Raw genomic sequence first — 24,039 nt, forward strand, 5'->3', positions numbered from 1 at the left:
GCCCACTCTTCACCCGTCCCTCGTCGGCCGGCGCCGCCCCGCCCGCATCCCTGCGCGGGGAGGGGCGTAGCTACGGAAACTGACGCGGGAGCCACGCCCGCCCCCCGATGGACGACACGCAGACCCTGACGCCCCCCGACGCCGCCCGCCCGGGCGGCGCAGCCAACGGCACCGACGCCGCCCCGCCCGACGACCTCGCCCGGCTCACGCCGCACCAGATCGTCGCCGAGCTCGACAAGTACGTGATCGGGCAGGACGAGGCCAAGCGCTCCGTCGCCATCGCCCTCCGCAACCGCTGGCGCCGGCTCCACGCCGACGAGGCCATGCGCGACGAGATCACGCCGGCCAACATCATCCTCATCGGGCCGACCGGCGTGGGCAAAACCGAGATCGCCCGCCGCCTCGCGCGGCTCACCGGCGCCCCGTTCGTGAAGGTCGAGGCCACGAAGTTCACCGAGGTCGGCTACGTCGGCCGCGACGTCGAGTCGATGATCCGCGACCTCGTCGACCTCGCCATCGCGCAGGCCCGCGAGCTCCAGGCCGCGCGCGTGGGCGACCAGGCGGCGGCGAACGCCGAGGACCGCGTGCTCGACCTGCTCGTCCCGTCGTCGAAGCCGAAGCCGGTCGTCCCCGGCATGGGGTTCCCCAACGCCACGGACACGACGACGCCCGAGGAGGAGGACCTCCTCCACCGCACGCGCGAAAAGTTCAGGACGCGCCTCCGCGACGGCCAGCTCGACGACCGCGAGGTCGAGGTCGACGTCTCGCTCGACCGCACGACGAACCTCCAGATGTTCGGGCCGGCCGGCCTCGAAGAGATGGGGATCAACCTCCAGGAGATGCTGGGCGGGATGGGCAAAAAGCGCCAGAAGCGGCGCGTGAAGGTGCCCGAGGCGCTCGAACTGCTGACGCAGGAGGAGGCCGGCAAGCTCGTCGACCAGGAGGCGGCCAAGGAGGAGGCGCTGCGCCAAGTCGAGGAGGCGGGGATCGTCTTTATCGACGAGATCGACAAGGTGGCCGGGCGCCAGGGTGCCGCGGGCCAGGGCGGGTCGGGGCCGGACGTCAGCCGCGAGGGCGTCCAGCGCGACCTGCTCCCGATCGTCGAGGGCTCGACGGTGATGACCAAGCACGGCTCGGTCAAGACCGACCACATCCTGTTTATCGCGTCGGGCGCGTTCCACGTCTCGAAGCCGTCCGACCTCATCCCCGAACTCCAGGGCCGGTTCCCGATCCGCGTCGAGCTGGGCTCGCTCAGCGAAGACGACTTCGTGCAGATCCTGACGGAGCCCGAGAACGCGCTCCTCAAGCAGTACGCGGCCCTGTTCGCGTCGGAGGGCGTCCACCTCACGTTCGAGGACGACGCGGTCCGCGAGATCGCGCGGACGGCGGCCGGGGTCAACGACGAGGTCGAGAACATCGGCGCCCGCCGCCTCCACACGATCCTGACCACGCTCCTCGAAGACCTCCTGTTCGAGGTCCCAGACGGCCCGCACGGCGACCGCGTCACGATCACGAAAAAAGACGTGACGGACAAGCTGGCCGGCGTGGTCAAAAACCGCGACCTCAGCCAGTACATCTTGTAATGCGAGGAGGTACAGGGTACTCGGTACGCGGTACGGCTTGGGCCGGACACGTACTCGGTATTCAGAGGCTGTTTGGGATCTCCCCCTCCCCCACCGGGGGAGGGCCGGGGTCGGGGACAGACGTCGATCTGGGGCGGGGCGGTCGGTCCGTCACCCCCCTCCCGGCCTCCCCCCGCTGGGGGGAGGAGAATACTGTGCAGCCCCAAACAGCCTCTCAGTACTCCACGCCTGATCGACAGGGGCTCTAGGTGGAGGCGCGCGAGCTTGACCTGGGCGACGCCAGCGTGCGCCGCGCGTGGGGCGGGGTGGCGGAGGCGGCCGACCCGTCGCCGTTCGCCCCGCTCGCGTACGCCGAGGCCACCGCGGGCGCGTTCGGGCTCCGCGCCCGGGCGTTCGGCGTCGAGCAAGATGGAGCGCTCGTGGGCGGCGTGGTGGCGTACGAGAAGCGCCGGGGGCCGTACCGGTTGGCGGTCGTCCCCCCGTTCACGCCCGTCACGCCGTTCGTGCTGGCCGAGGCGCCGGCCGCGCACGAGGTCCACGCCCGCGCCTCCCCGCTCGACGCGCTCGTCGCCGCCGTGGGCGAGCGGTTCCACGCCGCCGCGTTCCGCCTCCCCCCCGCCCTCTCCGACGCGCGCCCGTTTGCCTGGGCGGGGTGGCGGGCCGAGCCCCTCTACACTTACGCTGGACCGCTCCACCCCGCCGCGGAGCGGCTGGCGCAGGCCGGCAGCGGCGTCCGCAAGCGGGTGCGCCGCGGCGCCGGCGACTTTACGCTGCACGAGGACGCGGGCGGGGTGGCCGCGCTCCAGCGGCTCGAAGCCGAGGCGTATGCGCGGCAAGGCGCCGCCCCGCCCGTGGACCCCGAGCGGCAGGCGGCGTGGCTGGGCGCGCTCGTGGCGTCGGGCGCCGCGCGCCTGTTCGTGCTCCGCGACCCCGAGGGCGGGGCGGCCGGCGCGCAAGCCGTCGCGACCGATGGACGCGCGGCCGCGTTCGTGTGCGGCGCGAGCCGGCCGGGCTCGGCCATGACCATTATGACGCACCTCGTCTGCGACCGGCTCTACGCCGACGGCGTGCGCAGCCTCGACCTCGTGGGCGCCAACCGGCCCTCGGGCGCCGAGTTCAAGCGCTCGTTCGGGCTCCCGCTCGTCCAGCAGTTCCGGGTCACGCGCGTGGCGCGGCCGGAGCTGCGCGCGCTGGCGCTCGTCCGGCCGGTCGTGTAGTGGGCGCGCGCCCACCCCGCCCCGCCCAGGCTGGCCGTTTCGCAGGCGGGGTGGCGACCGGACGTGCCGCTCCGCCCCGCCCCGCCGCCCCGTGACGCCGCGCCTCCGCCGGCTCCGCGCGCAGGTCGCCGGGCGGCCGCTCCTCGGCCCCGCCCTCACGCTCGCCGGCGGCGCGGCGGCGGCGCAGGCGCTCGCGTTCGCGGCCCGCCCCGCCCTCACGCGCCTGTTCACGCCCGAGGCGTTCGGCGTGCTGACGGTCGTGACGACGGTCCTGGCCGTCGCGTCGACGGTCGCCTCGGGCGGATACCGCGCGGCCATCCTGCTCCCGCGGGGCGGGGCGGACCGCGCGAGCGTGGTCGCGCTGGCGCTCGCGTGCGCGCTCGGGGCGACGGGCGCGGCGGCGTTCGGCGTGTGGGCGGCGCCGTGGCTCGGCCTCGCGAGCGGGGCGACGGCGCTCGCGCTCGCGTGGCTCCCCCCCGCCCTCTTGTCTGTCGAGGCGGGCGGGGCGGCCGAAACGTGGCTCACGGGGCGCGGCCAGTTCCGAGCCGTTTCGGCGGCGCGGTTCGCGCAGAGCGCCGTCACGGTCGGCGTGCAGCTCGCCGTCGGGCTGACGGTGGCGCGGACGACGGACGGCGCGGCGGTCGGGCTCGTGGGCGGGGTGGCAGCCGGGTTCGCCGCCGGGGCGGTCGTCTCGTGGTCGTGGCTCGCGCTCGCGGACGGCCGGCTGTGGGAGGGCGTGACGCGGGCGCGCGTCGTGGCGCTCGCCCGCCGCTACGCGCGGTTCCCCGCCTTCTCGGCGCCGGCCGCGCTCCTCAACGTGCTCGCCACGCGCGTGCCCGTGTTCGCGCTCGTCGCTTTCTACGGCGAGGCCGTCGTGGGCCAGTTCGGGGTCGCGTTTGGGACGCTCGTGCTGCCGCTCGGGCTCGTGGCCGGGTCGGTCGGCCAGGCGTTTTTCCCGCGCGCCGCCGACGCGCGGTGGACCGGCGGCCTCCCCGCCCTCACGCGCGCGGCGGCGCGCGGGCTGTGGGGCGTCTGCGCCTACCCCGCCCTCGCCGCGCTCGTCGCCGGGCCGACGCTGTTCGCGTTCGTGTTCGGGGCCGAGTGGGCCGAGGCGGGCCGCTACGCGCAGCGGATCGCGCCGTGGGTGCTCCTGGCGTCGGTCGCCCCGCCCCTCACGTCCGTGTTCGACGTGCTGGAGCGGCAGCGGGACGAGCTCGCGATCAGCGCCGTCATGTTCGCCGTCCAGGCGACCGTGCTCGTGTGGGCGGGGCGGACGCTGGCCCCGCTCGACGCCGTCCTCGCCGCGGGCGTCGCCGGGGCCGCGCTCCGGGCGCTCCACCTCGGGTGGATCTTCCGCGCCGCCGGCGTGCCCTTGGGCGGGGCGGCCGCCGACGCGGCGCGGGCGCTCGGCCGGGCGCTCCCCTTCGCCGCCGCCGTCGCCCTGGCCGACGCGCTCGGCGCGGGCGGGGCGGTCGTGTTCGCCGTCGCGGCCGCCGCCGGCGTCGGCGCGCTGGCGTGGGAGGCGAGGCGGGGCGGAACGGCGGACCGAGCAAACGCGCCCGACCCGCTGTAACCCGAGGGCAAGCAAAAAGGGCGGGGCGGCCAGACCGCCCCGCCCCAGGTGAGGAGACGGAGGAAGCGGCGGAGCGTCCAGAGGATCACCCCGCCCGCTCTGCTCCTCCCTCCCCGTCCCTCTCTGATCGTCCCTACAGGATCGACTTGAACGTCGACGGCCGACCGGCGGGCGGGGCGGCGGCCTCGGGGCGGAGCGGCTCGTCGGGGGCGTCCTCGGCGTCGGGGCCGCAGAACCGCTCGAACGCGTCCTTGAGGTCGGTCGCGATCGCGCTCGCGCTCCGGCCCTCGATGTGGCGGCGCTCCAAGGCGAACACGGGGTCGCCGTCCTTCAGGAGGAACATGGATGGGCTCGACGGCGGGAGGCCCGCGAGGAGGTCGCGGAGCGCGGCGGTCGCCTCGAGGTCCTGGCCGGCAAAGACGGTCACCTGGCGGTCGGGCTTCACGTCGAGCCCTTGCACGTGGGCGACGGCGGGGCGGGCATTGGCCGCGGCGCACCCGCAGACCGAGTTGACGATGGCCAGCGTGGTTCCCGTCTGGGCCTCGTCGGCGAGGGCGTCGACGTCGGCGGCGGTCTTGAGCTCGCGGACGCCGAGGCGGGTCAGTTCGTCGCGCATGGGGGCGACGAGGGGCTCTGGGTACGGCATGGGGAGGAGAGGTGGTGAGCCCGTTGGACCGGCGGGCGAAAGCGGCCGTTCCGCGGGGCCGCGGCTTCACGGCTTCCTCCCCCACCGGTCCTCCCCGCCCGCGGCGGCCGGTTTTCGGCTCTCGCCCCGACGCGCGCCGGGGCTCTGGCGGGCGGGGCGGCCCAGGTTTTTCCTGAAGCGGGTTAAGACGACGAGGCGCCACCCGATACCCGGAAAACGCACCACAGAACATGGGGTTACTCGCCTTTTGCTCGACCTCAACGTAGGGGACCGCCCGATGCCCACTTCAGCCGCTAGTTTGGTGACGTCCTTTTGCCCCCCCCGGCCCCTATCCCTGATGCACAAGCCCTACGTCCGAGCGGCGGCCCTTCTCGCCGCTCTCGTGGTCTGCACCGCCGTAGCCGCCCCGCCGGCCCACGCCCAGGCTCGCCCTGCGTCGTCCCGGATCGTCCCTGCCCCGACCGCCCCGGCAGCGTCCCCCCAGGGCGCCGCCGCGACGGCCGCGCCGCGGCGCCGGCCCGTTCCCCGCTCCGCCCGCCGGTCCCTCGACTACCGCCCCGCCCGGCACCAGGCGGTCCAGGATTCGGTCGTGCGCCGCGTGTCGTCCGAGCGGGAAGTCACGGTCGAGGAGTTGGCCGCCAACATCGCCGCCCGGAGCGCGGGCCGCAGCACGTCGGCCCGGCTCGCCGTGGTTGAGTCGACGCTCCGCGCGGACGGCCCGAACTGGATCGGCATCCCCTACCGCTGGGGCGGCACGACGCGGCGCGGGATCGACTGCTCGGCGTTCGTGCAGCAGTACGTCCGTGCGAACCTGGGCATCGAGCTGCCGCGCACGACGGCCGGGCAGCGGTACGAGGGCGTCCCGATCTCCAAGGAGGAGCTCGTCCCCGGCGACCTCGTGTTCTTCCGCCGCCGCGGCGTCCGCCACGTCGGCGTCTACCTCTCGGGCGGCGAGTTTATCCACGCCTCGTCCAGCCGCGGCGTGACGATCTCGGAGCTGGCCTCCAGCTACTGGTCGAAGTACTACTGGATGTCGCGCCGGATCATCGAGGAGCCCTCGGGCCGCCGGCCGACGCCGCGCAGCGAGGCCCGCCGCGCCCGCGGCTAGGCGCCCGTCCGCAGGCCACGACGGCCGCCCCGCCCGCAACGACTGCCGCCCCGCCCCGACATCCGGGCGGGGCGGCGTGCGGACGGCCCCGGCCGCTGGTTTGAGACCGCGCCCCGTCCGTCGTATCTTCGCCTTCCCCCCTCCCGCATCCCGGCCTCGCCGTCGGGATGCGCTTTTTTTCCAGGCCGCGGACGGCCCCCGCTATGAGCTCCACCGTCTACCTCACACCCGAAGGGCTCCAGAAGCTCAAGGACGACCTCCACCACGCCCGGACCACCGAGCGCCAGCGGATCTCGGAGGAGATCGCCGAGGCGCGCGCCCAAGGCGACCTCTCGGAAAACGCCGAGTACGACGCGGCGAAGGAGGCCCAAGGTCTGCTGGAGGCCCGCATCGCCAAGATGGAGACGACGGTCGCCAACGCCCGCGTCGTCAACGAGGACGAGGTCGACGCCTCGAAGGCCCGCATCTTGTCCAACGTCCGCGTGATGAACAAGAAGGCCAAAAAGGAGGCGACCTACACGCTCGTCTCGGCCCAGGAGGCGGACCTCAAGCAGAACCGGATCTCGGTCGAGAGCCCCATCGGCAAGGCCCTCCTCGCCCGCGAGGTCGGCGACGTCGTCGACGTGAAGGTGCCGGCGGGGACGGTCCAGATGGAGATCCTCGAGATCACACGATAGTGGCCCGGCGGGCGGGGCGGGGCGGGCGGGGCTGCGTGGGGGCCGTCGTGCGCGCCGTCGTCGCCGTCGTCGGCGGCTACCTCGTCGCCTGCACGCTGCTGCTCGTCGCCTACCGCTGGGTCGAGCCGCCGGCCACGACGGTCCAGGTCCAGCGCCTCGTCGAGGCCGCCGTCGCCAGCGAGCCCTACGAGCTCCGCTACCACCCGGTCCCGCAGAGCGGACAAGATGACGACCTCCGCCACGCGGTCGTCGCCAGCGAGGACGCCCGGTTCTACACGCACGGCGGGTTCGACTGGGACGAGCTCCGCGCCGCCCGCGAGGCCGCCGAGCGGACGGGCCGCCCCATGCGCGGGGCGTCGACGCTCACGCAGCAGCTGGTCAAGAACCTGTTCCTGACGACGCACCGCTCGGTCGTGCGGAAGGCGTTCGAGGTCCCGCTCACGTTGCTCGCCGAGCTGATCCTGCCCAAGGACCGCATCCTCACGCTCTACCTCGACGTGGCCGAGTGGGGGCCGGGCGTGTTCGGCGCCGAGGCCGCCGCGCGGCACCACTACGGCACCTCGGCCGACGCCCTCACGCGCGAGCAGTCGGCCCGGCTCGCCGCCGTCCTCCCCGCCCCGCTCGCGCGCCGCCCGCAGGACATGGGCCGCACGTCGAGCCGCATCCTCACGCGGATGCGCCAGATGGGGTGGTAAACGCGGAATGCGGAATGATGAATGTTGAATTCATGCACCCACCCCGCCCATACCTACCCCGCTTTGGGAACGCCCCTTTCCGCATTTAGCATTCCACATTCCGAATTTGACTGTGGTTGACTTGCGCTCTGACACCGTGACGCAGCCGACGGCCGCCATGCGGCGGGCGATGGCCGAGGCCGAGGTCGGCGACGACGTGTTCGGCGAGGACCCGACGGTCCGCCGGCTCGAAAAGGTCGTGGCCGAGGTGCTGGGGAAGGAGGCGGCCCTGTTCGTGCCGTCGGGCGTGATGGGCAACCAGATCGCGCTCCGCCTGCACACGCGGCCGGGCGATGAGGTCGTGGTCGCCGAGCGGAGCCACCTGTACCACTACGAGGGCGGGGCGCCGGCCGCGCTGTGGGGCGTCCAGCTCCGCCCGATCGGCGGACCGTCGGGTGTGCTCAGCCCCGACGACGTCGAGGCCGTGGTCCGCGGCGATGTCGACTGGGAGCCGCGGACGACGCTCGTGTGCCTCGAGAACACGGTCAACAAGGCGGGCGGGGTGGTCGTGCCGCCCGAGGCGATCGCCCCGGTCGCCGACGTGGCCCGGCGGCACGGGCTGGCGCTCCACCTCGACGGCGCCCGGCTGTGGAACGCGGCCGCCGCCCTGGACCTCCCCGCCCACGTCCTCGCCGCCCCGTTCGACACCGTCACCGTGTGCCTGTCGAAGGGGCTGGGCGCGCCGGTCGGGTCGGTCCTCGCGGGCGGGGCGGCGCACGTCCGCGAGGCGCGCCGGACGCGGAAGCTCTTGGGCGGCGGGATGCGGCAGGTCGGCGTCCTCGCGGCCGCCGGGCTCGTGGCGCTGGACGACCGCGACCGCCTCGCTGACGACCACGCGCGGGCGGGGCGGCTGGCCGACGCCGTGGCGGCGCTACCCGCGTTCCGGCTCGTGACCCGGCCTCAGAGCAACATCGTCCTGTTCGACACGCTCCGCCACCCCGCCCCCGACGTCGTGGCGCGGCTGGAGGCCGAGGGCGTGCGCGTGGTCGCGTTCGGTCCGCGGACGGTCCGGGCGACCCTCCACCGCGACGTGGACGACGCCGCGCTCGACCGGGCCGTCGCCGTGCTGCGCCGTCTGTTCTCCTAAGGGTTAGAAACGAGACGACCGTCGGGTCTTCCCCGGAACTCGGCGGGCGCTTTCAACCGCCCCGCCCTTCACGTATACTTCGACAATTACGTCTGACGCTCTTCTTCCCTCGATGGCCGAGTGGTTCCAAGTATTCGACGACGAGCGCGTGCTCGTCTCCGTGCGGACGCGGGCGCGCCGGCTGGTGGTCGCGTTCGCGCTCGTCAGCGGCGGCCTCGTGGCGCTCGCCCCGCTCTCGACGCTCGTCGCGCCCGCGCACGCGGGGCTCGCCGCGCTCGCGTGCGGGGTGGTGCTGACGGCCTACGCCGCGTGGCTCCTCCGGCGGCTGGGCCGCCTCCACCGGCGCCTGTGGCGGATCGAGCTCTCGTTCCGGCGGGCCGTCGCCCACGACGCCGGTGGCCGCCGCGTGGCGCTGGCGTGGCAGGCCCTGGACCAGATCGACGTCCGCACGGACGGCCTCGTCCTCAGCGGGCGGACGACGTTGGGCCGGCGCGTCCGGCTCCACGTCGCGGCGTCGATGCCCCAGTTCGCCCGCTTCGCCCACCGAGCCGTCGAGTACGCCGAGGCGTTCGGCCGCCCGGTGTGGGTCGAGGGCCAGCCGTGGGAGGCCATCGACGTCACGTCGATCCATCCGGGCCTCCGCACGGGCTCGGCCGTGGCGTAGGAGCGGGAGAGCGGAAGGTGCCCGCCCCGCCCTCCCGCGGGCGGGGCGGCTACGCGGCGACCCCGGCCTTGAGCGTGTCCATGAGCGACTGGCGCGTAAACGGCTTCGAGACGTACTCGTTGAACCCGGCTTCGAGGAGCCGCTCGCGGTCGCCCGGGAGGGCGTAGGCCGTCAGCGCGATGGCGAACACGCCGTCGTGGTTGGGGAGCGACCGGGCGATGCGGAGCACGTCGGCGCCCGTCTCGCGCCCGCCCAGGTTGATGTCGAGCACGAGCCCGGAGAACGGGCGCTCGTTCATGGCCGTGAGCGCCGACCGCGCGTCGCCGACCGCCGTCACGTCGTACGTCGAGCGGAGGATGCGTTCGAGGAGCATCCGGGTGTCGTTGTTGTCCTCGACGACGAGGATCGCCGGCCCGCTCGCGGGGTCGGCGGTCTTCTCGACGTGCCGCCCCGTCGCCGCGGGACCGGACTCGTCGGGGGCCGGCCCGGCGCGGACGATCATCGAGGCGTCGTCCGCCAGGGGACCCGCCGCGGGCGGGGCGAACGGGGGCGCGAACGCCGGCGCCCCGGGCGGGGCGGGGCCTGGAGCGGGCGGGGCGGTCACCCGCGCCGTGGCCTCGGCGACGAGCGGCGAGACCGGCGACATCGGGGCGGGGCCGCGGCCCGGCGGCGGTCGCTCGTCGGGGGGAACGGGAGGGAGCTCCGGCGTGGGCTCAGGCTGGGGCTCCGGACCGTCAGGAGCGTCGGGGGCCGGTGAGCGGCGGCGGAAGTTGAACATGGAGGGCGTGGCAGGGGCCGGGGGTGGGAGTCGGAGGCCTGCGGGGCGGGGGGCATCGCGCAGGCAGCGGGCCGGACAGGGGCTCCGCCGCCCGTTGCCGCAGGGGTATCGGTCGATCGGTGCGCCACCTTCACCCGCCAGCCGACAGAAAAAGCGTCTCCGGGAGCAGCCGAGGGACCCCTAGGGCCGCGCCCGAGCCTCGTCCCACCCCGCCCCGCCAGGCGCGCGTCGTCGTCGGGCGGGGCGGGCGCCGCGGCAGAAGCCGGATTCGTAACGTTCCGTCTCCAGACCCCCGCTCCGATCTCCCCCGACCCCGCCCCGCTCGCGCTCGCGTACGCCTCGCTCGACGGCGTCGGCCGCGTCACGGCGCACCGGCTGATCGAGCGGTTCCCCACGCTCGACGCCCTCCGCGCGACGCCGCGTGAGCAGGTCGGGCTCCGCCTGAAGGGCGCCCCGAACGTCGAGCAGACCGTCGTCGCGCTGTTCGACGACGACGTCTTCCGCCCCGCCCTCGACCGGGCCGAGGCCGAGGTTGCGGCGCTCCGTGACAAGGCGATCCGCGTGCTCGCTCCGGGCGGGGCGGGGTGGCCGGCGGGCCTCGACGCGCTCCCCCGCGCCGACCGGCCCCTCGTGCTCTACGCCTACGGCGACGCCGGCGCCCTCGCCGGGCCGTCGCTCGCGGTCCTCGCGCGGGCGCCCCTCGACGGCGAGCCGTTTGAGACGGTCCAGGCGCTCGCCCGACGTGTGCTGACCGCCCCGCTCGCGGCGGAGTCGGGCGGGGCGGCGTCGGGCGGGGCGGCGCTCATCGTCGGCGCCCAGGGCGGGGTCGATCTCGCGCTCCAGAAGGTGGCGCTCGGGGCCGGCGCCCGCGTGGCCGTCGTGGTCGAGGCTGGGCTCGCGCGGCTCCGGCCGGCCATGCGGCCCGGGGCCACGGCCGCCGTCCGCGCCGGCGGCGTCCTCGTCTCGCCGTTCCCCATGACGCACGGGCCGTTCGAGCACGACGACCGCGAGCGGGCGCTCGTGCAGGCCGCGCTCGGGGCCGCCGTCTGCACCGTCGCCCCGCCCCCGGACTCGCCCGAGGATCGGGCCGCCGCGTGGGCCGCCGAGGCAGGGCGGCCGCTCGCGCTCGTCGGCGCCGCCCCGCCCGAGGCGGCGTGGGCCGAGAACGCGCTCCGCGTGGACGGGCCGGCGTCGTTCGACGCCGTGGCCGGGCTCCTCGCGTGACCGAGCGCGTCGTCTTCGTCTTCCTCGACGGCGTCGGGCTGGGGCCGGGCGGGGCGGACAACCCGTTCAGCGCCCTCGACCTCCCCGCCTTCGAGCAGCTCGCGGGCGGCCAGCGGTGGACGGCCGAGGCCGCGCCGGTCCGCGAGGCCCGCCACGTGTTCGTGCCGATCGACGCCACGCTGGGCGTGGACGGGCTGCCGCAGAGCGGGACCGGGCAGTCGGCGCTGTTCACGGGCGAGGACGCTGTCCGCCTCCACGGGCGCCACTTTGGGCCGTACCCGCCCACGGCCGTCCGCCCCACCGTCGCCGCGCGGAGCGTGTTCGCGCGGCTCGTCGCGGGCGGGGTGGCGCCGGACCGGCTGGCGTTCGCGAACGCCTATCCCGACCGCTTTTTCGAGGCCGTCGAAGCCCGGGGCCGGTGGACCACGACGACGCTCGCGGCGCACTCGGCGGGCGTCCGCCTGCGCCGGGCGGACGACCTCGCGCGCGGCGAGGCGCTCCCGGCCGACCTCACGGGCGAGACGTGGGCGCGCCTGCTCGACCCCGACCACGAGCCGACGACGGAGGCCGAGGCGGCGCGGCGCCTCGCGCGCCTCGCACGGCGCCACGCGTTCACGCTGTCCGAGTACTTCCTGACCGACAAGGCCGGGCACAGCCGCGACCCGGACCGCGCGGCGGCCGTCCTTCGGTCGCTCGATCGCTTTTTCGACGCCCTCCTCGGCGCTCTCGGCCCGGCTGATCTTCTCGTGGTGACCAGCGACCACGGCAACCTGGAGGACCTGGGCACCAAGACCCACACGCGCCACCCGGTCCCGCTCGTGGCCTGGGGCGACGGCGCGAGCGCGTTCGCCGACGCCCGCTCGCTCCTCGACGTGACGCCGCGCGTCGTGGCGCTCCTCGCGGGCGGGGCGGCGTAGGCGGTTATCTTGGTCGCCTGCGAGAGTGGCGGAATTGGTAGACGCGCCAGACTTAGGATCTGGTGGCCGAGAGGCCGTAGGGGTTCGAGTCCCCTCTTTCGCACCCGTTGCTCCCGGCGGGCGGGGCCACGGCGGGCGATCGCCGATCCGCCTGCGGCCTGATGCACCAGGCCACGCCGGCGCCCGTTAGTCGCCGGCCCGCCTGCCGCTCCTCCCCCCGGACTCCGTGCGCCTCCACCCCGCCCCTCTCGCCGCCGTTGCGGCCCTCGCGTTCCTCGCCGCCGGATGCGCGGTCACCTCGGGCGGGGCGGCGCCGTCCGCCCCGCCCGCCGTCGTCCTGGACGGCCGGGCACCCGACGGCCTGCTCGCGCGGCCCGACCTCCAGGCACTCGTCGACCTCCAGGTCCGCCGCGACGCCGATGGGCTGATCGCCGCGCTCGCGAGCCCCGACAGCGTGGTGCGAGCCCGCGCGGCGTTTGCGCTGGGCTCGGTGCAGGCGCCCGAGGCCGTCCCCGCGCTCCGCGCGGCGCTCTCCGACGAGGCCCCGTCCGTCCGCGCCGACGCCGCGTTCGCGCTCGGCCAGTCGGCCGACTCGACGGCCGGCGTGGCGCTGCTCGTCTCGCTGCGCACCGAGGCCGCGCCGGCTGTGCTCGCCGAGCTTCTCGACGCCGTGGGCAAGACGGGCGGGCGGGCCGACATCGCTCCGCTCCTCCAGGTCCCGCTCCCCGACGGCCTCGAAGCGCGGCGGACGCTGGCGCTGGCACGGATGGGCCTGCGCGGCGTGACCAGCAACGCCTGGGCGCAGGCCCTGGCCGTCCGCCTGGGCGCCCCCGACGCCCAGGTCCGCGAGGCGGCGGCGTACGCGTTCTCGCGCGCGCCGGTCTCGGCGTGGCGCGACCAGGCCGCGGCACTCCGCACGGCGTTCGACGGGATCGGGCCGCAGGTGAGCGGGGCGGGGCGGGGCGCGCTCGCTCGCGCACTGGGCCGCCTCGAAGACCCGCAGGACGCCGGCCGCCTCGCCGCCGCGCTCGCCGACGCCCCCGACTGGCGCGCGCGCGTGGACGCCGCGCGCGCGCTCGGCGCCCTGGGCGCGGCCGGCCGCCCCGCCCTCGCCCGCGCCACCGACGACCCGAACCCGCACGTGGCGCAGGTGGCCTTCGAGCAGTTGGCCACCGACGCCGCCCCGCCCTCGCCGAGCGAGGTGGCGCTCGCGCTCGACGCCGTCGGCGGCCGCCGCCCGTGGCCGGTCCAGGCCGCCGCGCTCCCGCTCCTCGCGCGGGCGGGGCGGGGCGAGGCCGTCGCCGCGTGGGCCGACCGCCAGCAGGACCCGTTCGCACGCGCCGCCGCGCTCCGCGCGCTCGGCGTGGCCGACGACGCGGCCTCGCGCGCGCGCCTGTTCGCCGAGGCCGGCGGCGCCGACGTGCGCAGCGCGGCCGCCGCGCTCGGCGCCCTCCGCCAGCGGTGGGAGGCCGGGACCTCGGGCGCGCGGCCGTTCTACGACGCCTTCTCGCAGGGCCTCCGCCGGGCCGACCTCGCCACGGCGACCGAGTCGGCCCGCGCCCTGGCCGACTCGGCGTTCTGGCCGCTCGGCGCCGGCGCCCTCCTCCGCGACGTCTACGCCGACCTCGACGCGCCGGCCGACGTCGAGCCGATGGTCGAGATCCTCCGCGCGGCCGGCCAGATCCGCGACGGGTCCGAGGTCGACTTCCTGGTCGGGGTCGCGCTCCAGGGCGGCCACCCCGTGCTCCGCCGCGCGGCCCGCGACGCGCTCAACGACCGGCTCACCGAGGGCGTCGAGGTGGACCTGGCCGGCGAGGGCGGGGTGGAGACGACGTCGGTCGACTGGGACTTTCTCGCCCGCCTCGGCTCGGCCCCGCGCCTCGTGCTCGACACCGACCGGGGCCGGGTCGAGATCGAGCTCGACGTGGAGTCGGCGCCGCAGACGGCCCAGCGCATCGCGGCGACGGCCGCCCGCGACCTCTACGACGGCGTGCCGTTCCACCGCGTGGTTCCGGCGTTCGTGGTCCAGGGCGGCGACTACACGCGCCGCGACGGCTACGGCGGGCCGGCCACGCCGATCCGAAGCGAGTTCACGCGGCTCCGGTTCACGACGGGCACGGCCGGCATGGCGAGCGCGGGCAAGGACACCGAGGGCGCCCAGTTCTTCGTCACGCACGGCCCGCAGCCGCACCTCGACGGCCGCTATACGGCGTTCGGCCGCGTCGTCGCGGGCCAGGATGTCGTCGACCGCATCCTCCAGGGCGACCTGATCCGCAGCGCCCGGATCGCCCGGGACTGAGCCGGAACCGCCCCGCCCCCGCCGCAGGACCCGGGGGCGGGGTGGTGGTGCCCCGCCCGCTACCGGCCCGAGACGAGCGCGTCGTACGTCGCGAGGTGCGACGGGTCCATCTCCGAGAGGAGCGCGTAGGCCTCGTTCCGCTGCGGCGCGTCGATCAGGAGGTCGGTGAGCTCCTGGTACTTGGCCGCGTAGAACAGGTCGGTCACGTACCGACGGCGGCTGGAGAGGAGGAACAGCTCGTGGAGCCGCCCGAGCATAGCCGTCGCCTCCACCCACGCCACCTCGGGCTCGACGAGAAAGTGGTCGAGGACCGTGTAGTGGTACGTGAACATGGCCCGGCGGAGCGGCTCGAAGGCCGGGTTGAGCACCTCCTGGATCAGGAGGGACCGCGTCTGCTCATCGGCCCGGTCGCTCTGCCAGTCCGTGGCCCCGATCGCCCCCCGGGCCAGCTCCGCCGTCTGCCGCGCCCGCTCGAAGTAGACCGTCCCGCCCAGCGGGGCGAACGAGTCGTAGTCGTAGCCCAGCATGAGGTTGGCGTAGAAGTCGAGGACCGACGTGAGCGAGTTGTAGCGGTTCGGGTCGTACACGAGCGCCTGCCCGCGCGTGTAGCCGAAGGTCCACTTGGCGTCGGGCACGGCGAGCAGCGTCGTCCGCTGAGCGGTCCCGTAGACCGGCCGGCTGGACTGGACCACGATCTGGGCGCTGAACGTCGAGAGCGTAACGGCCTGGCGGATCGTGATCTGGACGTCGCAGTCGATCTGCTCGTCGGCCTGGTAGCGGTCCTCGGTCCACGCCCGGTCGTTGAGGTAGCGCGCGACTTCCGTGCGGAGCTCGTCGAGGAACTCGTACTCGCTCCCCGGGACGGCCTGCCGGTTGATCGAGACCACGCAGTTCAGCTCCTGGGCCGCTGCCGGCGCGGCGAGGGCGACCGCCAGGACGAGGAGTGCGCCAAAGCGATACCAGGGCATGAGTCTCATCGAGTCTGGTGGGCAGAGGCGGCCGGGTACGTTCCGCACGGAGAGGAAGCTACGGACCCCGTCCGCCCCGCCCCCAACGAGACCGCCAGGCCATTATGCGTGCCCCCACCCCGCTCGCCCGCGCCGCCCTCCTGCTCGTGGCGGCCGTGCTGGGCGGGGCGGGGCGGGCCGAGGCCCAGCTCGCCGAGGGCGGGGCGCGCGTGCTCGCGCTGGGCCGGGCCGGCGTGGCGATCGGCGCCGAGCCGTGGGGCCACACGAACCCGGCGGCGCTCGCTGGCCTGGGCGGGCCGCGCGTGGGGCTCCAGGCGAGCCAGGCGTTCGGGCTGGGCGAGCTGGGCTTAGCCTCGGCCGTGGCCGCGCTCCCCACCCCGCTCGGCGTCGTCGGCGCGAGCGGGCGGACGTACGGGTTCTCGGAACGGCGCGAGACGCGCGTCGTCGCGGGCCTCGCGCGGGGCGTCCGCCTCGGGGTCGGCCGGCGGCTCGACGTGGGCGTGTCGGCGGGCGTCGAGTCGGCCGTGACCGAGGGGTTCGAGTCGGCGACGACGGTCCTGGTCGGCGCCGGCCTCCAGGCCGACCTCGCGCCCGGCCTCCGGGCCGGGCTGGCGGCCCGCAACCTGCTCGGGCTCCGGGGCGACGACCTGGGCGCGTCGGCGTCGACGGTCCCCGGCGTGACCGTGGGCGTCGCGTACCGGCCGTCGCCGCGGGCGCTCCTCGTGCTCGACGCCGACCAGGACCGGGATCTTGGGCTGTCGGTGCGGGCCGGCGCCGAGGCCGCGCTCGCCGACGTCCTCGTCGCCCGGCTGGGCGTCTCGACCGGGCCGGTCCGCCTCGCGGGCGGCGTCGGCCTGTCGATCGGCGCGCTCCGGGCGGACGTGGCCGTCGAGCGGCACGAGTCGCTGGGGTTCACGCCGGCCGTCGGCGTCGAGGTCGCGTGGTGAGGCCGCCCCGCCCGAATTGCCCTCTCCCCCGCCCCGCTCGCCGAGGGCGGGGTGGGCGCGGCGAAACGCTCGGGCGGGGCGGCGGCCGGTCGGCTTGGGCGCGGCGCCTCGCGCTCGGCCTCGCGGTCCTCGCCCTCTCCCCCGTCGCCGCGCAGGTCCGCCCCGCCCCGCCCGACACGCTCGACCTGCCGGACGCGCTCGACGCTCGGTTCGAGGCGCTCGTCGAGGACGGCGTCGAGGGCGACCCAACGGCGCTCCTGGAGCGGCTCGCGGCGATCCGCGCCGACCCGCTCGACGTGAACGCGGCGACGGCCGAGGAGCTGGCGCAGGTGCCCGCGCTGGGGCCGGTCGGGGCCGCGGCCGTCGTCCGCGACCGCGAGGCGAACGGGCCGTTCCCGTCGGTCAACGCCCTGCGCCGCGTCGACGGCCTCTCCGGCGCCGACGTGCTCGACGCCGGCCCCTACCTCACGGCCGTCGCCGGCCGCCCCGCCCGGTTTCCCGCCCCGCCCACGCTCGCCGACGTGGCCTCGGGGCTCCGGTACGCGGGTACGCAGCGCGTGCAGCGGCGGCTCGACCTGGGCGCCGGCTTTCTCGGCCCCGACTCGTCGCGGGCCTACGCCGGCGGCCCGGCCCGCGTCTACACGCGCCTCCAGGCGACGTACCGGCGGCAGCTCAGCGTCAACCTCACGCTGGAGAAGGACCCCGGCGAGCCGTTCGCGGGCGGGGTGGGGTACGACCACGTGAGCGGGCACGCCGCGCTCCTCGACGCCGGCCGCATCGACGCGCTCGTCGTCGGCGACTTCGTGGCGGAGTTCGGGCAGGGCGTGGCGCTGTGGCGGGCGTCCGGGTTCGGGAAAGGGCCGGACGCCGTCGGCGGGCCGCTCCGCAGCGGGCGCGGGCTCCGCCCGTACGGCTCAGTCGACGAGACCCACTTTCTCCGCGGCGCCGGGCTGACGGTCGCGGCCACGCCCCATGTCTACGTCTCGGCGTTCGCGAGCCGCCGGCGCCTCGACGCGAGCGTCCTCGCTCCCGACACCACGGATGGCCTCGGCATCGTCACGAGCCGGACGTCGACCGGCCTCCACCGGACCGACCGCGAGCGGGCGCGGCGCGGGGCGCTCGGCGAGACGCTCGTCGGGGGCGGGGCGGAGCTGCGCCTCGCGTCGGCACGCGTCGTCGGCCGCGCGGGCGTCGTGGGCACGCGCTCGACGTTTTCCACCCCGCTCGCACGCGGCCCGCGCCCCGACCAGCGGTTCGCGTTCGAGGGGACGGACGCCACGACCGTCAGCGCCTACGCCGACGCCTCGGTTCGGGCGGGGCGGGCGTTCGGGGAGGTCGCGCGCGGGCCGGGCGGGGCGCTCGGCGGTGTGGGCGGGCTCCTGGCATCGCTGGGCGCGGCCGAGATCCTGGTCGTCGGCCGCCACTACGCCCCCGGCTTCACGTCCCTCCACGGCTACCCGTTCGGCGAGCGGAACGGGGTCGGCCAGAACGAGACCGGGCTCTACGCCGGGCTCCGCCTCCGCCCCGCCCAGGCGTGGACGGTCGACGCGTACCTCGACCAGTACCGCTTCCCGTTCCTCCGCTTTACCGTGCCCCGGCCGAGCCAGGGCTGGGAGGCGCTTGTGCGCGTCGAGCACCGGCCGCGGCGCTACCTCCGCGCCTCGCTCCAGGCGCGGACCGAGACGCGCGAGGTCGGCCTCGACGTGCCGAACGTGGTGCCGGGCTCGGCCGTCGGCGGGCTGGGCGAGCGGACGCGGCAGTCGATCCGCCTCCAGGGCGAGTGGGACGCGTCGCGGGCGCTCCGCCTGCGCGCGCGCGTCGAGGGCTCGCGGGCCGTCGCGCCGGGCGGGGCGGTCGAGACGGGCTCGCTCGTCTACCAGGACGTCCGCTGGCAGGCGCTGGGGTGGCTCCGCGCGAGCGCCCGGCTCGCGCTGTTCGAGACGGACGGGTTCGCCTCGCGGGTCTTCGTGTTCGAGAACGACCTCACGGGCGTCTTTTCCGTCCCCGCGCTGGCGGGGCGGGGCGCGCGGGCCTACGTCCTGCTCTCGGCGCAGCCCGTCCCGGCGGTGACGGTCCAGGCGAAGCTGGCGGCCACGTGGCTCCGCGACGTCCGCCGCATCGGGTCGGGGGCGGACGCCGTCGAGGGGAATCGGGTGCGAGACCTGGGCGTGCAGGTGCGGGTCCGGTTCTGAGGGCAGCGGGCAGCGGGCAGCGGGCAGCGGGCAGCGGGCAGCGGGCAGCGGGCAGCGGGGGCAACATGCGCCACCCCGCCCCCGACGTGGGCGGGGCGGCCGCCGTAGCGGCGTTGCATGCAACGCCGTCGGGCCGCGACGTCCGGGCGAGGCAGGGACGTAGGGACACCACGCGTGGTGTCCGCGTTGGGCCGCGGCACCCCACCCCGCCCGCAGAACGCGAGGGCGGGGCGACGTCGTTCAGGACCACCCCGCCCTTTGGGGCCGCCCGCGCCGGACATGGCAAGCCGTGTCCCTACGGGTGCCCAAAGGGGGCAAGACGGCGCTTTTCCCTGCCGCCCCGCCCGCCCGACAACCACCCCTAGCCCCTCCTGACCTGGAGGGGGACTGCCGCCGCCTCGGGACAGCGACGTGCCAACCGCGACCGCCCCGCCCACCGCACGCCGCTCGCCGCTCTCTGCTCGCCGCACACGGGCGGGGGCGGGGCGGTAGACTCCAGCGCCACCCCGCCCCCGCCCGCCCTTTGGGCCTGTCCGTGCCGAGCCGGTTTACGCTGTTCAACGACCCCGTCCACGGGTTCATCGCGGTGCCCAAGGGGCTCGTGCTGTCGCTCGTCGAGCAGCCCGAGGTCCAGCGGCTGCGGCGGATCCGGCAGCTCGGGCTCGGGTTCCTGGTCTTCCCCGGCGCCGTGCACACGCGGTTCGAGCACGGGATCGGGGCGATGGCGCTGATGCAGGATGCGCTCGACACGCTCCGCGAAAAGGGGACGGTGATGGACACCGACGAGGTCGGCGGGGCGCTCGCGGCGGCGCTGCTCCACGACGTCGGCCACGGGCCGTTCTCGCACACGCTCGAGCACGAGCTGCTCCCGCCCGGCCCGTCCGGCCGGCGGCACCACCACGAGCGGATGAGCCGGGCGCTCATGGCGCGGCTCGACGCCCGCCTGGGCGGGGCGCTCCGCACGGCGCTCGCCATCTTCGACGGGGCCTACCCGCGCCCGTTCTTCCACAGCCTGCTCGCGAGCCAGCTCGACATGGACCGGCTGGACTACCTCCGCCGCGATTCTTTTTATACGGGCGTGGCCGAGGGCGTCGTCGGCGTCGACCGCGTGATCAAGACGATGCGCGTCCACCCCGCCCCCGGCGGCGGGCGGGGCGGGGCGGCCGGGGCGCAACCCGCCGGGGCGCAACCCGCCGGGGCGGGGCGGATCGTGATCGAGGCCAAGGGCGCGTACGCGGTCGAGAACGTGCTCCTCAGCCGGCGGCTCATGTACGGCCAGGTGTACCTCCACAAGACGGTCATCGCGGCCGACCACGTGCTCCGCGCCGCCGTCGGCCGCGCGCGCGAGCGGTGGGGGACCGACCCGGCCCTCGCCGAGACCGCCCCGCCCTTCGCCTTTTTCCTGGCGGGGCGGGCCACGGCCGACGACCTCGACCCGGCCTCGGACCTCCACGGGCCGCTGCTCGACGCGTTCGCGGCGCTCGACGACACCGACGTCCTGTACAGCCTCAAGCGGTGGGCGGGCTCGGCCGACCGCGTCCTCGCCGACCTCGCGCGCCGGTTCGTCGACCGCGACCTGTTCCGCACGACGCCGCTCGACGCCCCGCCCCCGGACGCCGACGTGGAGGCGTGGCGTGACCGCGCGGCGGCGTGGCTCGTGGCCGAGGAGATCTCGACGCCCGCGACCGCCCGCGACGACGCGCGCTACTACGTCGCGGTCGGCCGCGAGCGGCTGGCGGCCTACGACGCCGACCGCGACCCGGTCTGCATCCTGGAGCGCGACGGCCGCGTCCGCGAGCTGACCGAGAGCACGGGCGTGCTCGCGCCGGGCGCGCTCGGCGGCGCCCGCGAGCGGGACTACGTGTGCCTCCCCAAGGCGCTCGACCTCGCCCGGTAGGACGGCGACGGCCCCCGCCCCGCTCGCGGGCGGGGTGGCTGGGCGCCCGCGGGCGCGTTCTGGACAGCTCCGCCACCCCGCCCGAGTCTGCCGTTCAGGACCGCCCCGCCCCGGGGTCCGCCCGCGTCAGACACGACGAGTCGTGTCCCTACGGGTGCCACCGACGGGAGGGGCGGCGGGGATTCAGCGACCTGGTACCCAGCAGCGCCTGGCCTCCTTAACGCTACATTCACGCTTCATTTCTGCGCTCCATCATGGCCGTCCTCGCTTTTCTCGACCACGACGCCGGGCACGCCGAGCCGGGTCACCCGGAGCGCCCCGCCCGGCTCGGCGCCGTCCGCGCGGCCATCGAGGGGGACGAGCGGCTGACCGGCCTCGCACGCGTCGAGGGCGGGGCGGCGGCCCGCGAGGCGCTGGAGCGGGTCCACACGGCGGCGCTCCTGGACCGGGTCGAGGCGCTGGCCGAGGGCGGCGGCGGCGTGCTCGACGCCGACACCTACGTGACGCCGTCGTCCTGGGACGTCGCGCGGCGGGCGTGCGGCGGACTCCTCGCCGTGGTCGACGCCGTCCTCGCCGGCGGGGCGGGCGCCGGGTTCGCCGTGGGACGCCCGCCGGGCCACCACGCCGCGCCCGACCAGTCGATGGGGTTCTGCCTCGTCAACCACGTCGCCGTCGCGGCCCGCCACGCCCAGGCCGCGCACGGCGCCGAGCGCGTGCTCGTCGTCGACCTCGACGCCCACCACGGCAACGGGACGCAGGACGCGTTCTACGACGACCCCTCGGTCCTCGTCGTCTCGTCGCACCAGGCCGGCCTCTACCCGAGCACGGGCACGCTCGCCGAGGCCGGGGGCGGGGCGGGCGCGGGCGCCACGGTCAACCTTCCCCTCCCCGCCCGGACGGGCGACGCGCTCGTGGACCTCTACCGCGCCGTCCTCCCGCCGCTGGCCGCCCGGTTCCGGCCCGACCTCGTGGTCATCTCGGCCGGGTTCGACGCGCACCGCCTGGACCCGCTGGGGGGGCTGTCGCTGAGCGTGACCGGGCTCGTCGACCTCGTGGGCGTCGTGCAGGAGGTGGCCGACGCCCAGGGCGCGGGGCTCGCGCTGTCGCTCGAAGGCGGCTACAACACGGGCGTCCTCGCGGCATGCGTGGCGGGCACGCTCCGCCGGCTCCTCGATCCGACGGCGCCCGTGGACGACCCGTTTGGGCCGTCGCGCTGCCCCGCCCCCGACCTCGCCCCGATCGCTCAGCACGTCCGCGACCTGCACGGCCTGTAGGGGCGACCTGGCGGGGCGGGGCGGTCAGGCCGCGTCGAGGGCCGCCGGGAGCGCCGTCCGCCCGACGGCATCGAGGGCCTCGTCGAGCGTCTGGCACACGCGCGCCGGCCGCCCCGCCGCCCGCGTGCGCCGGGCGTAGAGGAGGAAGACGGCCTCGCGCGACCCGCGGTCGGACACGATCACGTCCATGCCGAACTGCCCGTTCGTCTGCGCCGCCACCATCTCGTCGAGCCCGCGCGGCGTGACGTCGAGGACCGTCACGCCGCGGTCGTCCCAGATCACGTCGTAGGCGTCGGACCACGCGGGGTCGGCCTGGAGGGCGCGGACGCACGAGGCGATGTACTCCCCGGTGGCGTCGCCAGCGATCTGGGCCAGGGCCAGCCCGTGATCGGTGTCGATACGGTAGCGGAACGAGGGAGCGGGCATGGGAGGCGGGAAAGCCGACGCAGGGAGAGGACCGAGCCCAAAGGTAATTCCCTAGGGAACGACCCGACGCTTACTGGCGCCCGAAGAGCACTCACCAGACGCGCGGCGGATACCTGGGGCGGACGCCGCGAGCGGGCGGGGCGGCGTCGTGACCTCGCCCCGCTCGCGGCTCTAGCTTAGGGCCATGCCTGCCCTCGTCTCCGAACGGACCGTCCTCGACGCCCTCGCCGCCGGCCGCACCGACCTCGCCGTCCCCGACGGCGCGCTCGTGACGGCGCTCGCCCGCGACACGGCCCGCGACCACGGCCTGACGCTCCGCCTCGCCGAGCCCGCCGACGGGCGCCCGGGCGGGGCGGCCCTCCCCGCCCCGACGCCGCCCCGCCCCGTGGCCGGCGCGCCCGCGCGGACGCTCGCGCTGGGGTGCGACCACGCCGGGTTCGAGATCAAGGACGCCCTGGCCGCCCACGCCCGGGCGCTGGGCTGGACCGTCACCGACGTCGGCACGGGCTCGGCCGAGAGCGTCGACTACCCGGACTTCGCCTACGCCGTGGGCCGCCTCGTCCACCTGGGCCAGACGCAGCTCGGGCTCATGATCGACGGGGTCGGCGTGGGCTCGGCGATCGTGGCCAACAAGCTGCCGGGCGTCCGCGCGGCGCTCTGCCCCGACGTGTTCAGCGCGTTCAACGCGCGGGCGCACAACGACGCCAACGTGCTCACGCTGGGGAGCCGGACGATGGGCGTCGAGACGTGTAAGCGCGTGCTCGCCGAGTTTCTCGGCACCGACTTCGAGGGCGGCCGCCACGCCCGGCGCGTGCAGAAGATCGCCGACGTCGAGGCCCGCTTCCTGCCCGGCGCCCCGGGCGCCGCGTGACGCCCGCCCCGCCCCGCCCGGACGCGCTCGCCGTCCGCGCGCTCGCCTCGCGGGCCGTGCTCCCGCCGGGCGCCGTGGCCCGGCTGTTCGGAAAGAAGAGCGTTCTCCGGGGGACTGAGCGCGTCGCCGTCGTGCGCCGGGGCCGCGTGCTCGCGTACGTCCCCGCCGCGCCCGGCGCTGACCTCCGCCTCGCGCTCGACGCCCTCGACCTGGACGCCGCCCCGCCCGGTCCGGGCCTCCGGCTCCAGGGGCCGGGCGGGGTGGTGGACGCGCCGGCGCCCGAGCCCGTCCGCTCGCGGCTCGTGCTCCCCAACGGCACGCGCCGCGCGTGGGGCGTGCCCGAGCGCGCGACGGTCGCGCTCGGTCCGGTCGCTCTCACCCTCGACGTCGCGAGCGGGGCGGACCCGCACGTCGCCCTCGACCGCGCGCTGTGGCTGGGGGCGGGGCGGCCCGAGGCGGCCCGGTGGCTCCCGGCCGTCGACCTCGCCCCGCCCGCCCCGCCCGCGGCCGACGACCACGTGCGCACGGTCGAGCGCGGCGTGGTAACGGAGACGGACGTGCGGCAGGCCCGGCTGCGGCGGCAGACGATCCGCCTGCGCCCGGGGCAGATCGTGACGCCGGCGGCGCGGAGCCTGGGCCACGAGTGGGGCGTGTTCGCGGGCTGAGGCGAACAGCGGGCAGCGACGGTGCCCCACCCCGCCCGCAAGGCGCAGGGGCGGGGTGGCGTCGTAGGGGCGACCGGCGGTCGCCCGTGGGCGGGGCAGGGACGTAGGGACACCACGCGTGGTGTCTGCATTGGGCCGCGGCACGCCACCCCGCCCGCAGAACGCGGGAGCGGGGCGGGCACCGTAGCGCCGTTGCATGCAACGGCGTCGGGCGACGGCCTCGGGCGGGGCGGCCTCCGAGGCACCGCCGTTCTGGACCGCCCCGCCCGCATCGGACACGGCACGCCGTGTC

Annotated in this window: 21 protein-coding genes and 1 tRNA gene; 18 read left to right on the forward strand and 4 right to left on the reverse strand. The window is 76.2% G+C overall.

Going from position 1 to position 24,039, the window contains the following annotated elements:
• Window positions 1-107: 107 nt before the first annotated feature.
• The 3 genes from hslU to RQM47_RS13375 all read left to right on the forward strand — a co-directional run bounded on the left by hslU (window position 108) and on the right by RQM47_RS13375 (window position 4,373).
• A complete protein-coding gene (gene hslU, locus RQM47_RS13365) occupies window positions 108-1,583 on the forward strand; it encodes an ATP-dependent protease ATPase subunit HslU (protein WP_311661903.1) in 1,476 nt (491 codons plus the stop codon).
• A gap of 248 nt (window positions 1,584-1,831) precedes the next feature.
• On the forward strand, window positions 1,832-2,800 hold the full coding sequence (locus tag RQM47_RS13370; RefSeq protein WP_314009283.1) for a GNAT family N-acetyltransferase: 969 nt from the start codon (window positions 1,832-1,834) through the stop codon (window positions 2,798-2,800).
• Window positions 2,801-2,891: 91 nt separating this feature from the next.
• Window positions 2,892-4,373 carry a lipopolysaccharide biosynthesis protein gene (locus RQM47_RS13375; RefSeq protein ID WP_314009284.1) on the forward strand — a complete coding sequence of 494 codons (1,482 nt, stop codon included), beginning with the start codon at window positions 2,892-2,894 and terminating at the stop codon, window positions 4,371-4,373.
• Window positions 4,374-4,506: 133 nt separating this feature from the next.
• Here the strand turns inward: RQM47_RS13375 and RQM47_RS13380 are convergent, their stop codons facing one another.
• On the reverse strand, window positions 4,507-5,019 hold the full coding sequence (locus tag RQM47_RS13380) for a BrxA/BrxB family bacilliredoxin (protein WP_314009285.1): 513 nt from the start codon (window positions 5,017-5,019) through the stop codon (window positions 4,507-4,509).
• 337 nt (window positions 5,020-5,356) lie between these two features.
• Between RQM47_RS13380 and RQM47_RS13385 the strand changes: the two genes are divergently transcribed.
• From RQM47_RS13385 to RQM47_RS13405, 5 genes are all read left to right on the forward strand, one after another.
• Window positions 5,357-6,127 carry a C40 family peptidase gene (locus RQM47_RS13385; RefSeq protein ID WP_314009286.1) on the forward strand — a complete coding sequence of 257 codons (771 nt, stop codon included), beginning with the start codon at window positions 5,357-5,359 and terminating at the stop codon, window positions 6,125-6,127.
• Between the two features lie 203 nt (window positions 6,128-6,330).
• A complete protein-coding gene (gene greA / locus RQM47_RS13390; protein ID WP_311661895.1) occupies window positions 6,331-6,804 on the forward strand; it encodes a transcription elongation factor GreA in 474 nt (157 codons plus the stop codon).
• A gap of 47 nt (window positions 6,805-6,851) precedes the next feature.
• Window positions 6,852-7,499, forward strand: coding sequence for a monofunctional biosynthetic peptidoglycan transglycosylase (gene mtgA, locus RQM47_RS13395; protein ID WP_314009287.1), 648 nt, complete (start codon window positions 6,852-6,854; stop codon window positions 7,497-7,499).
• A gap of 157 nt (window positions 7,500-7,656) precedes the next feature.
• The gene (locus RQM47_RS13400) at window positions 7,657-8,625 is read left to right on the forward strand and encodes a threonine aldolase family protein (protein ID WP_409945981.1); all 969 of its coding nucleotides are present in this window, start codon (window positions 7,657-7,659) and stop codon (window positions 8,623-8,625) included.
• Between the two features lie 112 nt (window positions 8,626-8,737).
• Window positions 8,738-9,289 (forward strand): hypothetical protein, encoded by a 552-nt coding sequence (locus tag RQM47_RS13405; RefSeq protein ID WP_314009289.1) that lies wholly within the window; start codon window positions 8,738-8,740, stop codon window positions 9,287-9,289.
• A 49-nt stretch (window positions 9,290-9,338) separates the two neighbouring features.
• Here RQM47_RS13405 and RQM47_RS13410 read toward each other — a convergent pair whose 3' ends face one another.
• Window positions 9,339-9,935 carry a response regulator gene (locus RQM47_RS13410; protein WP_314009290.1) on the reverse strand — a complete coding sequence of 199 codons (597 nt, stop codon included), beginning with the start codon at window positions 9,933-9,935 and terminating at the stop codon, window positions 9,339-9,341.
• 687 nt (window positions 9,936-10,622) lie between these two features.
• On the opposite strand from RQM47_RS13410, the gene RQM47_RS13415 reads away from it, so the two are divergent.
• The 4 genes from RQM47_RS13415 (at window position 10,623) to RQM47_RS13430 (ending at window position 14,507) form a co-directional block, all read left to right on the forward strand.
• Window positions 10,623-11,291: a DNA-processing protein DprA gene (locus tag RQM47_RS13415; protein WP_314009438.1), complete on the forward strand. Its 669-nt coding sequence runs from the start codon at window positions 10,623-10,625 to the stop codon at window positions 11,289-11,291.
• Entirely contained in the window at window positions 11,288-12,208 is a 921-nt protein-coding gene (locus RQM47_RS13420) for a peptidase (protein ID WP_314009291.1), read from the forward strand. Before RQM47_RS13415 ends, RQM47_RS13420 begins: the two co-directional genes overlap by 4 nt.
• A 19-nt stretch (window positions 12,209-12,227) precedes the next feature.
• Window positions 12,228-12,311 (forward strand) — tRNA-Leu (locus RQM47_RS13425).
• 123 nt (window positions 12,312-12,434) lie between these two features.
• Window positions 12,435-14,507, forward strand: a complete 2,073-nt coding sequence (locus RQM47_RS13430; protein WP_314009292.1) for a peptidylprolyl isomerase — start codon at window positions 12,435-12,437, stop codon at window positions 14,505-14,507.
• Between the two features lie 59 nt (window positions 14,508-14,566).
• Here the strand turns inward: RQM47_RS13430 and RQM47_RS13435 are convergent, their stop codons facing one another.
• Window positions 14,567-15,484, reverse strand: coding sequence for a DUF4835 family protein (locus tag RQM47_RS13435; RefSeq protein WP_314009293.1), 918 nt, complete (start codon window positions 15,482-15,484; stop codon window positions 14,567-14,569).
• A gap of 95 nt (window positions 15,485-15,579) precedes the next feature.
• Here RQM47_RS13435 and RQM47_RS13440 point away from each other — a divergent pair, with 95 nt between their 5' ends.
• From RQM47_RS13440 to RQM47_RS13455, 4 genes are all read left to right on the forward strand, one after another.
• Window positions 15,580-16,422 (forward strand): hypothetical protein, encoded by an 843-nt coding sequence (locus tag RQM47_RS13440; RefSeq protein ID WP_314009294.1) that lies wholly within the window; start codon window positions 15,580-15,582, stop codon window positions 16,420-16,422.
• Entirely contained in the window at window positions 16,419-18,614 is a 2,196-nt protein-coding gene (locus tag RQM47_RS13445) for a helix-hairpin-helix domain-containing protein (protein WP_314009295.1), read from the forward strand. Before RQM47_RS13440 ends, RQM47_RS13445 begins: the two co-directional genes overlap by 4 nt.
• A gap of 535 nt (window positions 18,615-19,149) precedes the next feature.
• The gene (locus RQM47_RS13450) at window positions 19,150-20,511 is read left to right on the forward strand and encodes an HD domain-containing protein (RefSeq protein ID WP_314009296.1); all 1,362 of its coding nucleotides are present in this window, start codon (window positions 19,150-19,152) and stop codon (window positions 20,509-20,511) included.
• 254 nt (window positions 20,512-20,765) lie between these two features.
• The gene (locus RQM47_RS13455; protein ID WP_314009297.1) at window positions 20,766-21,785 is read left to right on the forward strand and encodes a histone deacetylase; all 1,020 of its coding nucleotides are present in this window, start codon (window positions 20,766-20,768) and stop codon (window positions 21,783-21,785) included.
• Window positions 21,786-21,809: 24 nt separating this feature from the next.
• Here RQM47_RS13455 and RQM47_RS13460 read toward each other — a convergent pair whose 3' ends face one another.
• Window positions 21,810-22,211, reverse strand: coding sequence for a hypothetical protein (locus RQM47_RS13460; RefSeq protein WP_314009298.1), 402 nt, complete (start codon window positions 22,209-22,211; stop codon window positions 21,810-21,812).
• A gap of 184 nt (window positions 22,212-22,395) precedes the next feature.
• Here RQM47_RS13460 and rpiB point away from each other — a divergent pair, with 184 nt between their 5' ends.
• Window positions 22,396-23,082: a ribose 5-phosphate isomerase B gene (rpiB, locus tag RQM47_RS13465; RefSeq protein ID WP_314009299.1), complete on the forward strand. Its 687-nt coding sequence runs from the start codon at window positions 22,396-22,398 to the stop codon at window positions 23,080-23,082.
• Window positions 23,079-23,747, forward strand: coding sequence for a hypothetical protein (locus RQM47_RS13470; RefSeq protein WP_314009300.1), 669 nt, complete (start codon window positions 23,079-23,081; stop codon window positions 23,745-23,747). Before rpiB ends, RQM47_RS13470 begins: the two co-directional genes overlap by 4 nt.
• Window positions 23,748-24,039 lie beyond the last annotated feature (292 nt).

The sequence above is a fragment of the Rubrivirga sp. S365 genome (genome assembly GCF_032248475.1).
Taxonomy (GTDB): Bacteria; Bacteroidota; Rhodothermia; order Rhodothermales; family Rubricoccaceae; genus Rubrivirga; species Rubrivirga litoralis.

Bases quoted from the DNA above. Each gene is read 5' to 3' on its own strand.
- hslU (WP_311661903.1), top strand. From the start codon at position 108: ATGGACGACACGCAGACCCTGACGCCCCCCGACGCCGCCCGCCCGGGC.
- RQM47_RS13380 (WP_314009285.1), bottom strand. From the start codon at position 5,019: ATGCCGTACCCAGAGCCCCTCGTCGCCCCCATGCGCGACGAACTGACC.
- RQM47_RS13385 (WP_314009286.1), top strand. From the start codon at position 5,357: ATGCACAAGCCCTACGTCCGAGCGGCGGCCCTTCTCGCCGCTCTCGTG.
- greA (WP_311661895.1), top strand. From the start codon at position 6,331: ATGAGCTCCACCGTCTACCTCACACCCGAAGGGCTCCAGAAGCTCAAG.
- RQM47_RS13400 (WP_409945981.1), top strand. From the start codon at position 7,657: ATGCGGCGGGCGATGGCCGAGGCCGAGGTCGGCGACGACGTGTTCGGC.
- RQM47_RS13405 (WP_314009289.1), top strand. From the start codon at position 8,738: ATGGCCGAGTGGTTCCAAGTATTCGACGACGAGCGCGTGCTCGTCTCC.
- RQM47_RS13410 (WP_314009290.1), bottom strand. From the start codon at position 9,935: ATGTCGCCGGTCTCGCCGCTCGTCGCCGAGGCCACGGCGCGGGTGACC.
- RQM47_RS13435 (WP_314009293.1), bottom strand. From the start codon at position 15,484: ATGAGACTCATGCCCTGGTATCGCTTTGGCGCACTCCTCGTCCTGGCG.
- RQM47_RS13440 (WP_314009294.1), top strand. From the start codon at position 15,580: ATGCGTGCCCCCACCCCGCTCGCCCGCGCCGCCCTCCTGCTCGTGGCG.
- RQM47_RS13455 (WP_314009297.1), top strand. From the start codon at position 20,766: ATGGCCGTCCTCGCTTTTCTCGACCACGACGCCGGGCACGCCGAGCCG.
- RQM47_RS13460 (WP_314009298.1), bottom strand. From the start codon at position 22,211: ATGCCCGCTCCCTCGTTCCGCTACCGTATCGACACCGATCACGGGCTG.
- rpiB (WP_314009299.1), top strand. From the start codon at position 22,396: ATGCCTGCCCTCGTCTCCGAACGGACCGTCCTCGACGCCCTCGCCGCC.